This window comes from Sulfitobacter sp. PM12 (genome assembly GCF_045586035.1).
GTDB lineage: Bacteria > Pseudomonadota > Alphaproteobacteria > Rhodobacterales > Rhodobacteraceae > Sulfitobacter > Sulfitobacter pontiacus.
This window is the reverse complement of the sequence record NZ_CP151532.1, coordinates 77,771-90,032: the sequence shown is the minus strand read 5'-3', so window position 1 is coordinate 90,032 and position 12,262 is coordinate 77,771. Positions and strand designations below refer to the sequence as shown.

Annotated in this window: 12 protein-coding genes; all 12 read right to left on the bottom strand. The window is 62.6% G+C overall.

Translation table 11 applies throughout. The annotated features are described in order from the left end of the window. Positions 1-133: 133 nt before the first annotated feature. Complete coding sequence (gene ccoS, locus AADW22_RS16680; RefSeq protein WP_037941952.1) at positions 134-298, bottom strand: cbb3-type cytochrome oxidase assembly protein CcoS; 165 nt, start codon at positions 296-298, stop codon at positions 134-136. After that, complete coding sequence (locus tag AADW22_RS16675; RefSeq protein ID WP_407474726.1) at positions 295-2,415, bottom strand: heavy metal translocating P-type ATPase; 2,121 nt, start codon at positions 2,413-2,415, stop codon at positions 295-297. The genes ccoS and AADW22_RS16675 overlap by 4 nt, the downstream gene beginning before the upstream one ends. Further along, a complete protein-coding gene (locus tag AADW22_RS16670; RefSeq protein ID WP_407474725.1) occupies positions 2,412-2,882 on the bottom strand; it encodes a FixH family protein in 471 nt (156 codons plus the stop codon). Before AADW22_RS16670 ends, AADW22_RS16675 begins: the two co-directional genes overlap by 4 nt. Next, complete coding sequence (ccoG, locus tag AADW22_RS16665) at positions 2,863-4,470, bottom strand: cytochrome c oxidase accessory protein CcoG (protein WP_407474724.1); 1,608 nt, start codon at positions 4,468-4,470, stop codon at positions 2,863-2,865. Before ccoG ends, AADW22_RS16670 begins: the two co-directional genes overlap by 20 nt. Positions 4,471-4,566: 96 nt before the next feature. After that, on the bottom strand, positions 4,567-5,472 hold the full coding sequence (gene ccoP, locus AADW22_RS16660; RefSeq protein ID WP_407474723.1) for a cytochrome-c oxidase, cbb3-type subunit III: 906 nt from the start codon (positions 5,470-5,472) through the stop codon (positions 4,567-4,569). After that, positions 5,469-5,657, bottom strand: a complete 189-nt coding sequence (locus AADW22_RS16655) for a CcoQ/FixQ family Cbb3-type cytochrome c oxidase assembly chaperone (RefSeq protein ID WP_005848929.1) — start codon at positions 5,655-5,657, stop codon at positions 5,469-5,471. The genes ccoP and AADW22_RS16655 overlap by 4 nt, the downstream gene beginning before the upstream one ends. 10 nt (positions 5,658-5,667) lie before the next feature. Continuing rightward, on the bottom strand, positions 5,668-6,504 hold the full coding sequence (ccoO, locus tag AADW22_RS16650) for a cytochrome-c oxidase, cbb3-type subunit II (RefSeq protein ID WP_386176794.1): 837 nt from the start codon (positions 6,502-6,504) through the stop codon (positions 5,668-5,670). 5 nt (positions 6,505-6,509) lie between these two features. Next, the gene (gene ccoN / locus AADW22_RS16645; protein ID WP_005848932.1) at positions 6,510-8,120 is read right to left on the bottom strand and encodes a cytochrome-c oxidase, cbb3-type subunit I; all 1,611 of its coding nucleotides are present in this window, start codon (positions 8,118-8,120) and stop codon (positions 6,510-6,512) included. A 130-nt stretch (positions 8,121-8,250) separates the two neighbouring features. After that, positions 8,251-9,162: a sugar kinase gene (locus AADW22_RS16640; protein WP_407474722.1), complete on the bottom strand. Its 912-nt coding sequence runs from the start codon at positions 9,160-9,162 to the stop codon at positions 8,251-8,253. Next, positions 9,159-10,349: a mannonate dehydratase gene (gene uxuA / locus AADW22_RS16635; protein ID WP_407474721.1), complete on the bottom strand. Its 1,191-nt coding sequence runs from the start codon at positions 10,347-10,349 to the stop codon at positions 9,159-9,161. Before uxuA ends, AADW22_RS16640 begins: the two co-directional genes overlap by 4 nt. A gap of 37 nt (positions 10,350-10,386) precedes the next feature. Continuing rightward, complete coding sequence (locus AADW22_RS16630; RefSeq protein ID WP_009824395.1) at positions 10,387-11,697, bottom strand: TRAP transporter large permease; 1,311 nt, start codon at positions 11,695-11,697, stop codon at positions 10,387-10,389. Continuing rightward, on the bottom strand, positions 11,694-12,188 hold the full coding sequence (locus AADW22_RS16625) for a TRAP transporter small permease (protein WP_005848940.1): 495 nt from the start codon (positions 12,186-12,188) through the stop codon (positions 11,694-11,696). The genes AADW22_RS16630 and AADW22_RS16625 overlap by 4 nt, the downstream gene beginning before the upstream one ends. Positions 12,189-12,262: the final 74 nt, after the last annotated feature.

Here is a 12,262-nt window from a genome sequence, read left to right as displayed (position 1 = left end):
ATCAACAGTCACCTCACACGGCAATCTAAGATGATTATTCTCGCCCCTCGTGATCCTTATGGGGCCGAGGGCGGGAGCGGCCATCAGATCCGCTGCGGCGTGGTCGGCTGTGACACGCGTCCTAAGCCCAGCTCTACCCCTCTTCACCTTCAACACACACGTCATCCTCCAGCAAGATACGCGCGGCATCGCCCTCCAGGTCTTCGTACTGACCACTGCGCAATGTCCACAGACAGGCGATCAGCCCTGCTGCGCCGAGGCATATGGAAACGGGGATCAGGACAATCAGAATATTCATCGACGCAACGCATTCAGGACGACAAGGATGGAGGACGAAGACATGACCGCCGCCGCCATCAGCGGTGTGGCAAAGCCCATGACCGCGACCGGGATCGCCACGCAGTTATAGGCGGCGGCGAGGGCGAGGTTCTGCTTGATGCGGTTGCGCGCCCGACGTGCCAGGCTCAGGGTCTGTGCGATGGTACCTAGAGTGCCCCCCAGAATGACGCCGTCCGAGGCGACCCTTGCCGCGTCCAGCGCTGAACCGGGGGCGAGCGATGCATGTGCGGCGGCAAGCGCTGCGGTGTCATTCAGCCCGTCACCCACCATCAGCACCCGCCTGCCCTGTTCGGACATGCCACGCACCAGATCGACTTTCTCGTACGGCAAGACACCGGCATGTATCTGATCAATCCCAAGCTTTGCGGCAAGGGCGGCGGCGCGGGCCGGTGTGTCGCCGGTGATCATCGCGACCTGCCACCCGCCGGCGCAAAGCGCGGCGATCAACGCGGCGGTGCCGGGGCGCGGGGTCTCGGTCAGCGGCAGGGGGATGCACCGATCGGGCAGATGAAGCTCGGGCCCGTCCTCTCCGCGCACCAGCCCCACGGGCACACCATTCCAAAGGGCGGTGACCCCCTGCCCTGCGACCTCGACCACGTCGCGCAAGTCGGCAGGAGCCTGCCCCGCAAGGGACGCCGCCAGCGCACGAGACGCGGGGTGGTGCGACGCTTGGGCCAAGCTCAAGGCAACTGACGCGGCGTCGGGGTCAAGCGCGGGAAGAACAGCCACCCCTTCGGTCAGCGTGCCGGTTTTGTCAAAAACGACCGTGTCGATGTCAGCCAGCCGTTCCAGCGCCGTGGGCGATTTCAGCAGCACGCCCGCGCGGAACAAGCGCCCCGTCATTGCCGCCGTCACTGCCGGAATGGCAAGCGCCAAGGCGCAGGGGCAGGTAATGATCAACGTTGCGGTGGCCACGGCAATGGCGTGATGCAGATCCCCCGTCAACGCCCACCAGATCGCGAAAGCCACCGCGGCCAAACCATGCACCACCGGCGCATAAAGCCGTGCGGCGCGGTCCGCGATCCCGCTGTAGCGGTGCTTGCCGGTCTCTGCGACCTCGACGAGGGCCGCCAAACGGCGCAGGGTGCTGTCTTCGGCGCGATGCGTGGCCCGCAGTGTCAGCGGTGCACCAAGAATCACTTCGCCCGCGCAGATCAGATCCCCTGCCGCCAAAGCGACGGGATCCGCCTCTCCGGTCAGGGCAGAGCGGTCCACCATTGCGGCGGTTTCAGCTATGCCATCCACAGGCGCACGGGCCCCTGCGGCCAGCGCGATCCGGTCGTCTGGCATCAGCATGGCGACATCCACGGTTTCGCGCCCTGTTGCGGTCAATCGGGTGGCGCGCGGTAGCTCCAGCGCCGTCAACTCTGCTGCGGCAGAACGCGCCGTCGCCCGCGCGCGGTGTTCAAGATACCGCCCCACCAGCAAGAAAAACGTGAGCGACAGCGCGGCATCAAACCATGTATGCGCCCCGCGTGCCGCAAAGGTTTCATAAAGCGATGTCGCAGCGGCCAGCAGGATCGCCAGCGCAATGGGTACATCCATGTTCATCCGCCCCGCCCGCAAGGCCCCCCATGCCGAGGCAAAGAAAGGCACCGCAGAAAACGCCAGCGCGGGCAGTGCTATGGCGGCCGAGACCCAGTGGAACATCACCCGTGTCACATCCCCTGCCCCCGACCAGACCGCGACAGAGATTGCCATCACATTCATCATCGCAAAGCCCGCCACCGCAGCACGGGCCAGCAGGCGCCGCCCCGCGTCGTCATTGGCGGGGCGCAGGGCGGTCGCGTCCAGTTCATGCGCGTCAAAGCCTGCGTCGTTCAAGGCCTGAAGGGCGGTGCTGGCGTCACACCCGGGGACGAGCACAAGGCGCACCCGCTTGGCGCTCAGGTTTACTCTGGCCGCTTTCACAGAGGGCAGCTTGGCCAATACCCCTTCGACCCCCGCAATACAGGCGGCACAGCGGATCTGCGGCAGCGCAAGGTAGACTGCCGCCTCGGTGTCGGGCACGCCCTTGCGCGCGGTTTCGACCGATGGGGCCAGCGCGATACAGCCCGGACAGGCAGCGACGGTCATCGCAGGCCCCGCAGCGGGATGCGGCGCCGAAAGAGCGTGCCGTCAGCGGCCCGCATCTCTATCCGCAGGTTCCAGTTGCCGGGGCCCGACGTGACGGGGGCAACCCATGCGGTGCCGTCCCAGCTGAATTCCGGCGTGATGTCATCCGCCACCGTCGTCGCGCGCCCCAATGTGGCAAAGATGATCTCGGGCCTTACCACGCGATTGCCCGCATCTGTCACAGAAAGCCTAAGCGTCGTGTCGGTCAGCGCCGTCCGCACGGTCCAGCCCAAAGCTTCCTGTGCGGCGCGGTCGGTGTCGAAGTTCTGCGAGGCGACATAGCTCGACTCGGTCTCTTTGCCGGGGAAAGTCCGCACCGCGTTGAACGCCAGCGCGAGGTTCACCGAGATGATGATAGAAAAGCCGCCGATAAACATCGCCAGCACGTGCCAGCCGGTCAGCGGGCGTTCAGTCTGTACTGCGCTCATCAGATCCTTCCTTTCCGTTGAAAATTGTATTGCCATAGGCCCGCTCGCCCGAGGTGGCATCTTCGACCCAAAGGCGCAGATCACTGCGCTGCGCGCGGGCGGCGGCGGTCAGCGGCGGGGCGATCACATAGACACGTTGCAACCGGCTGGTGTCAGCGGGCACGTTGACCACGGCGTTACTTGCGCCCTCTACCGCCAGTTCCAAAGGACTGTCGGCCACCAGCGACACTCTGAAATCCCGTGCTTCGGTGTGTTTGTTGCGCAGGCGGATGTCATAGGCGTTGCGGATGGACCCGTCCGACAGGGTGACAAAGGTCGGGTTGCGCACCGGCGCGATGGTCATGTCGATCTCGGGCCGGATGAAAAGTGCTACGACCAGCGCCACACCGATGGCGGCCCATGCCGTCGTGTACACAATCGTGCGGGGTCGAAAGATATGCTGCCAAAGCGGCTTGGGCTGCCACGGGCGCAGCGCGGCACCAGTAACGTCACCGGCGGGGGCGTCGGCATACCCCGCGACTGCGGCGCTTTGTTGCGGGGCGGTTGGCGGTTCGTCATCCAGCGCGAGATAGTCAATCAGCCCCCGTGGCCGCCCGATCTTGGCCATCACATCGTCACAGGCGTCGATGCAGAGGGCGCAGGTAATACACTCCATCTGTTGACCCTCGCGGATATCGATCCCCATCGGGCAGACCGCGACACAGGCGTTGCAATCGATACAATCCCCCAGCACGTCGCCGCTGCGCGACTGGCGGTCTCCGGCGGAGTTTATATCCAGCGCGGCACCATAGCGCGCCACGGCATCGCCGCTCCCAATCGCGGCGGCGGCGGCTTGCTGGCGTTTCACCCCACCCTTCCCGCGCGGCTCCCCCCGCCATTTGCGGTAGCCGACGGTCAGCGTGCCCGGATCCATCATCGCGCCCTGGATGCGGGGCCAGGGGCACATGTAGATGCAGATCTGTTCGCGCATGAAGCCGCCAAAGATAAAGGTCGTGGCGGTGAGCACGGCGATGGTGGCATAGGCCACGGGGGCGGCTTGCAGGGTCAAGAGGTCGCGCGCGAGACTGGGCGCATCGGCAAAGTAAAAGACCCAAGCCCCGCCCGTCGCCACCGCGATCAGCAACCAGACCGCCCATTTCACCCCCCGCAACCGCGCCTTGCGCAGGCTCCACGGCGCATTGTGCAGGCGGATGCGGGCGTTGCGGTCGCCCTCGATCCAGCGCTCCACGGTCATGAAGAGGTCAGACCAGACGGTTTGCGGGCAGGCATAGCCACACCAGACCCGACCCAAGGCAGAGGTAAACAGGAACAGCCCCAGCCCCGCCATGATCAGCAACCCGGCGACGAAATAGAATTCATGCGGCCAAATCTCGATCCAGAAGAAATGGAAACGGCGGTTCGCAAGATCGACCAGAACCGCCTGATCCGGCAGGTTCGGCCCGCGGTCCCAGCGGAGCCACGGGGTGACGTAGTAGACCCCCAGCGTGAGGATCAGGATCACCCATTTCAGCCGGCGGAAAAAGCCGCTCACCCGGCGGGGGAAGATCGGCTCGCGCGCGGCGAAAAGCGGGGGGGCGGCGTTGGACATGTGCGGGGGGCTCCGGGGTTACATCTTGCGGCCTACACCCGTGGGGCGCAGGCCGCTTTGATCTGCATCAAACAACAGGTCTTTTTGTGCTGCGGCTCAGTCAGCAGACCCATCTTGGGCCGTGTCCATCGCGGCCTCCCCCCCGCCCAGACCGTGCACATAGGCCGTCACAGCGCGCACATCGGCTTCGCCCAAACGCGCCTGCCACGGCGGCATGACCCCCATGCGCGGTGTTTTCAGCTGTTGGATGATCGCCTCGTGACTGCCGCCGCGCAGCCAGATCGCATCGGCAAGGTTTGGCGCGCCGATCTCGCGATCCCCAAGGCCCGTTTCACCGTGGCACGCGCTGCAATTCGTGGCGAAGATATCCGCACCCGCTTGGGCCGCTGTCTCGTCATGCGCGAGCCCCGAAAGGCTGCGCACGAAATGGGCCGTGGCGTCCAGCTCCGCAGCGCCCAGCCAGTCAAAGGACGGCATCTGCGACACCCTCGCGTCGGCGTCATCCTCGTTGCGGATGCCGTGGCGCACGGTATAGGCGATCTCGGCCATCGTACCGCCCCAAAGCCAATCATCATCCAGAAGGTTCGGGTAGCCAGAGGCCACCACACCCCCTGCCCCCGCGCCATGACATTGCGAACAATTCGACGCAAAGACCGAACGCCCCGCCTGCACAGCGAAACGGTGCAGCGCGTCGTTGTCTTTCAGAACCCCCATATCGACGTTGATCAGGCTTTCCGTCAAATCGGCATTCGTCAGGTCCACCCGCGCAATCTCGGCCGCGACCTCGCCACGGGTGGAATAGCCCAACAACCCCGCCGTCGCCCCCGAGACCATCGGCCACGCGGGGTAGAGGATGGTATAGATCACGCCCCAGACGATGGTGGCGTAGAATGTCCAAAGCCACCACCGCGGCAGGGGTGTGTTCAGCTCTTCGATGCCATCCCAACTGTGGCCCGTGGTTTCGGTGCCGGTGGTGGGGTCGATCTTGCGGTTGTCGGTCATTGGCGGGCTCCGTCTTGGCGGGCTTGGTCGGGGTCGTCGTTGCGAAACGGCACATCCGCCGCGTCATCATGCAGCGCGCGCGAGCCGGGGCGATAGGCCCAAGCAATGACCCCCAGAAAGATCAGCGTCAGGATCAGCAAGGCCCAACTGTCGGCCAGTTCACGCAGGAAGGAATAGGTGTCCATGGCAAGCTCCTCAGCGGGTGGCATCGGGCACAAAGGTCGAGAAATCGACCAACGTCCCGAGCATTTGCAGATAGGCGATCAGGGCATCCATCTCGCTGACACCGGGCTGCCCGTCAAAGTCGCGCACCTGCGCACCGGGGTAGCGGTCAAGCAGCGCGTCATAATCCCCCATCGGGTCAACCTGCATGCGGAAATCTCCGCTCGCGCTGGCGATCATCTCGTCGGTGTAGGGCACGCCAACCATACGGTGGGTCGCCAGCAAATCGGTCACATCCTCGCTTTCCAGCTTGGCTTCCATCAGAAAGGCGTATTTCGGCATCACGCTTTCGGGCACGACCGACTGCGGGTCCATCAGGTGGTCCACGTGCCACTCGTCCGAATAGCGCCCACCGACCCGCGCCAGATCCGGCCCGGTGCGTTTCGAGCCCCATTGAAACGGGTGGTCATACATGGATTCGGCGGCGAGGCTGTAATGGCCGTAACGCTCCGTCTCGTCGCGCATGGGGCGGATCATCTGGCTGTGGCAGACATAGCAGCCCTCGCGCACATAGATCTCGCGCCCCGCCAGTTCCAGCGGCGAATAGGGGCGCATGCCCTCGACCTTCTCGATCGTGTTTTCCAGCCAGAACAGCGGCGCGATCTCGATGATCCCGCCGATGCTCACCACCCCGAGAGAGGCGATCAGCAGCAGCGTCGCATTGCGTTCAAACCGCTGGTGAAAGGTGATCGTCTGCGTCTCGGGCGGCAGCTCGTTCGGGATTTTGCCCTTTTTCATCCCTTCGCTGGCGGTTACCACCTTGGGATCGTCAGCGGGGTCATAGTTGGGGCTGTGGGGGTTCTTGGCCATTGATATTACTCCGCTGGCAGGGCGACGGTGACGGGGCGGGCTTGCGGGGCGCGGATGGTCATCCACATGTTCCAGACCATCACCGCACCCCCCGCGAGGTAGAGCACCCCGCCCAGACCACGGACCACATACATCAGGAATTTGGCTTCGACGGTGTCGGCAAAGCTGTTGACAAGGAAGCCATTGGCATCGACCTCGCGCCACATCAGCCCCTCCATAATGCCCGAGACCCACATCGACGCCGCGTAAAGAACGATGCCCACGGTCGCGAGCCAGAAGTGCAGGTTGATCGCCGACAGCGAATGCATCTGCGCCCGCCCCCAAAGCCGCGGTGTCAGGAAATACAGCGCGCCGAAGGTGATCAGCCCGTTCCAGCCAAGCGCACCGGAATGCACATGGCCAATGGTCCAGTCGGTGTAGTGGCTAAGGCTGTTCACCGCGCGGATCGACATCATCGGCCCCTCAAAGGTGGACATTCCGTAGAAGGCGAGCGAGGCGACAAACATGCGGATGATCGGATCGGTGCGGATCTTGTCCCATGCGCCTTCGAGCGTCATCAGACCGTTGATCATGCCGCCCCAGCTTGGCATCCACAGGATGATTGAAAACACCATCCCCAGCGTCGCCGCCCAATCGGGCAAGGCGGTGTAATGCAGGTGGTGCGGACCCGCCCAGATATACAGAAAGATCAGCGCCCAGAAATGGATGATCGACAGCTTGTAGCTATAGACCGGGCGGCCCGCTTGTTTCGGCACAAAGTAGTACATCATGCCCAGAAAACCGGCGGTCAGGAAGAAGCCCACGGCGTTATGCCCGTACCACCACTGCGTCATAGCATCCTGCACACCCGCAAAGACCTGCACCGATTTGGAGCCCCAGATCGACACCGGAATGGCGAGGTTGTTGACCACATGCAGCATGGCCACGGTGATGATGAAGGCCAGAAAGAACCAGTTGGCGACATAAATATGACGCTCGCGCCGGTTCAGGATCGTACCGAAGAACACGGCGAGGTAGGTCAGCCAGACGATGGTCAGCCAGATGTCGACATACCATTCCGGCTCGGCATATTCCTTCGATTGTGTTGCCCCCAGCAGATAGCCCGTCGCTGCCAGCACGATGAAAAGCTGATAGCCCCAGAAAACAAACCAAGCAGCGTTGCCGCCCCAAAGCCGTGCCGCCGACGTACGTTGCACGATGTAAAATGAAGAGGCGATCAGGGCATTGCCGCCAAAGGCGAAGATCACCGCGCTGGTGTGCAGCGGACGCAGACGGCCAAAGTTGGCATAGGGCTGCGCCCATTCGATATTCAGCGCTGGAAACGCAAGTTGAAAGGCGATGTATGTCCCCGCCAGGAACCCGACAACACCCCAGAACGCCGTGGCAATCACGCCATAGCGGATCGGCCCGTCCATATAGCCCTGCGGCGCTGGCGCGTGGGGCGCGGCGACACCGTCGACCGGCATATTGCGCAGTTGCCAGAAGAACAGGCCGGCGGCGATCACCATGATCAGCAGCGCATGGACCATATAGGCCGGATCCCGCGCCCAATCGGCCGCCAAAGCTGCGAAAAACACAATGAGCGCAAGCACGACCAACTTGAGCGTATCGAACATATCCCGAATCCCCTTTATTTCGGGACACGGTTCTCATGGCGGCAGGAGCGGCGCCTTGATCTAGATCAAATGCGGCACGGGCTTGGCGGGCATTTTAGGGGGCAATCTATCGGCGGGTGCGCGCGCTCTGTCAGACCAGGCCCAGATCGTTGCGCGAGATAATGGCACCCTTATGCCTGATCACCTGCCCCGCACATCTCTGCGCGGCCGATATAGCGTCCTCGGTCGGCAAGCCGCGCAGAAGGCACGCAATATAGGCGCCGTTAAAGGAATCTCCGGCGGCTGTCGTATCGATAATGTCGCTGACCGGCACCACGGGGAAAGCCGTCAACTGGCCGTCCTGCAGGTGGATCGTATCCGCAGGCCCGTTCTTGACCACAACATGCCCGGCCCCCAGATCGGCATAACGTTTCGCGCTGTCCTGCGGGGTCCGGTCACCAAAGGCCGTTGTTTCATCATCGAAACTTGGCAGTACAAGATCGCTCAGCCCCGCGGCCCGCGATATGACATCAAGCATCCGGTCTTTATCCGCCCAGAGGTGAGGCCGGATATTCGGATCAAAGGCCAAAAGCCCGCCTTGCTTTTTATGCTGCAGCAAACCGGCCAGTAGTGTTTCAAGGTCGTCTGGCGGCAGGATCGCCAGTGTGATGCCCGAGAAATAGACCACATCCGCCCCTGCCACATCGCGCCAAAGCGGGCCGGGGTGACGCACCATCATCTGCGCCGCCGATGTATCGCGCCAATAGGTAAAGCTGCGCTCGGCCCCGTTCAGCTGGATCGTATATAGACCGGGGCGCCTATCGGCGATGCGCGGCGTCTGCGCACAGCGGATTCCGCCCGACCGGATAAAAGCCAGCATCTGGTCCGACATAGGATCCGTGCCAACAGCGGTGTGAAAGGCGACATCCGCATCATCGGCGGAATGCGCCCGCGCGTACCACAAGGCGTTGAACACATCGCCGGAAAATCGTTGCCGCCACAGGTCATCGCCCGCCGACGACAGTTCGATCATACATTCGCCGATGCCAAGAATTGAGGTCATTGCACCTGCCTTGCGTGTTTTGATCCGATGTCTGAATGGTCCAGCGCGGCCAAGGCGCCTCGTAGCTCCGCCAATCCTTTGAGCCGCCCCAGATAGGAATAGCCCGGATTTGTTTTCTGCTGCTGTTCGAACCCCAGCAGGTGACCGTGATCCGGCCGCATGGGGATAGCGCGGGCGGGCTGCCCCTGTTCTGCCGCGCGCAGGGCCGCGAGGACCGCAATCATATCGGTGCTCCCCCCAAGCGCTGCGGCTTCATGAAAGCTGCCATCCCCCTCGCGCTGCACATTGCGCAAATGGGCAAAGTGGATATGCGCGCCAAAGCGGCGGGCCATGTCGGGCAGATCATTATCTGCACGGGCCCCAAGTGATCCGGTGCACAACGTCAGCCCGTTCGCAACGCTCGGCACCGCATCAAGAATAAACGCCAGATCCTGCGCGGTCGAAACGCAGCGCGGCAAACCGAAAAGCGGGAACGGCGGATCATCGGGATGGATGGCAAGCCGGACTCCCAAGGCCTCTGCCTCTGGCACGACGACGTTTAGGAACGCGGCCAGATTGGCCTGAAGGTCGCGGTGCGACAGGGATGCGAAACTTTCGATGCCCGCCAGCAGATCCGCCCGCGTAAACCCTTTCGCGCTCCCGGGAAGCCCTGCGATGATATTCGCCTCTAACGCGGCGATCTCGGGCTTTGTCATATGCCCCCACCGCATCTGCGCCGCGGCCAGCAGATCGGGGGCGTGGTCGGCCTGGGCGTTCGGGCGCGCAAGAATATGCACGTCGAACATCACGAAATCCACCATGTCAAAACGCAAGGCCTGCCCCTGCCCGTCAATCTCGAAGCGCAGATCGGTGCGGGTCCAGTCCAGCAGCGGCATGAAGTTGTAGCAGATCGTCTTGACGCCCGCGCGCGCCAGATTGCGCATCGTCTCGATCCATGCCGCGATCTCTGCCGTGGCACCGGCACCCTTCAGCTTGATCGCATCCGGCATCCAGATCGACTCGCACACATCCCAGCTCAGGCCGGCCTCCTTGATCCGCGCCTGAAGGGCCGTGATATCCCTTAGCGGCCAGACCTCGCCGGGGGCGTAGTCGTGCAAAGCGGTCACAATGCCCGACGCGCCGGCCTGCTTGATATGGGTAAGCGTGACCGGATCAGTGGGGCCAAACCAGCGCCATGTTTCTTTCATGAGATATCCTATTCGATCAGATGTCTGCGCCGACGGGTCATTGGAATGACATCGGCATGAGCGTGCGCGGCAGCCACAGGGCGATCTGCGGAAAGAGAATGACCAGCAACAAGATCACCAGCATCGGGGCCAGAATGATGCAGACATCCCGCAGCACCTTGACCACATTCATCCCCCCGATCGACGCAGAGATCAGCAGACACAAGCCATAGGGCGGCGTCACCAGACCAAAGGCCAGCGAGATGATCCCGATGATCGCAAAGGCCACCGGATCAATCCCCGCCGCTCGTGCCACGGGCAAAAGCACCGTTCCCAGAATGATAATGGTCGGGATGGCATCGATGAACAGACCGAAAAACAGGAACAGCGCCGCGATGATCAACGACGTGCCGATGACGCCAAGCTCGTGCGCGGTCAGCACGTCTACGATCAAACGCGGCACGTTGTAGAACGCCAGCATCCAGCCAAAAGCCGAAGCCGTCCCGATCGCAAAAAGCGAGATCGACGCAAAACGGCCCGTGTCATAAAAGATGCCGCCAAGATCCCGCACCGATACGGTACGATAGACGAAAACCCCAAGGATCAACGCATAGCCCGCCGCGATGATCGCGCTTTCAGTCGGGGTAACAATGCCCCCGACAATGCCGCCGATCACCAGAACCGGGGTCAGCATCGCCAGCGCCGCGCCTTTGAACGCCGACCAGAACTGCGCGAATGTGGGCCGCAGGGTGACGGGGTAGTCGTACTTTTTGGCATAGCCATAGACCGTCGCCATCAGGGCAAAACCGATCAGCAAGCCGGGAATGGCCCCCGCCAGAAACAGCGCGCCGACCGAAATCTGCATGACCCCGCCCCAGACCACCATGAGGATACTGGGCGGAATGATCACCCCCATCACGGACGAACAGGCCGTAATCGCGATGGCAAAACGGGTGTCATAGCCTTCTTTGACCATCGCGGGGATCAGGATCTTGCCGCAGCCCGCCGCATCCGCCGTGGACGACCCCGAGATGCCGGCAAACAGCATCGACACGGCGACATTCACATGCCCCAACCCTCCGGGCATCCAGCCGGTCAGCACGCGGGCAAAATCAATCAGCTTTTGCGTGATCAACCCCGAATTCATCAGATTCGCCGCCAACAGAAAGAACGGCACGGCAAGCAGGATGAACGAGTTATACGACTGGAACATCCGGTCGATGACGATGAAGGGCGTCAGCCGGATATCCAGCATCACAATCGGAATTGTCGCGATCCCCAAGGCAAAGGCGACCGGCACCCGCAACGCCACCAGCAGGATGAAACCGCCCACAAGAATAAGACAGGCAAGGCCCGTTGAAACGATCATGATACGGCCCGCCCCTCTGTGCGGTAGACCGCAAATGCTTGATACAAACGGTAAAGGGCAAAGACCGCCCAAAGCACACCGGCGATCGGGACAGAGATATGCGTGAACATCAGATTTGCCCGCATCATGACCGACGTCTGGTTGCCCCCGAACTTGGCGTAATCAATGCCGTACCATGCGAACAACAGCGCAAACCCCGCGACCAGCCCAAGCACCAGCGCTTGCTGCAAGAACGCCAGCAGCGGATGCTTGGCGCCGGGGATGACCTGAACGTCGAAATGCGTCCCCTCCCACACCGCCAGGGCAGACCCGAGCATGACCACCCATACAAAGATGAACGTGGCCAGTTCTTCGGTCCATAAATAGACGGGGATCACCCCGGTGTAGCGCGCGATGACCTGCAGGCCGACGGGGATCGCCAGTGAAAACATCAGCACCCCCACAACGAAGCGGAGCAAGGATGCGAGCAGTTCCAGACCACGCAGGATCATGTGCTTACCGATCAACTTGAGTGAAAATAAAATCCCCCTCGGGTCACAAGAACCCAAGGGGGGCATCCGCAGGG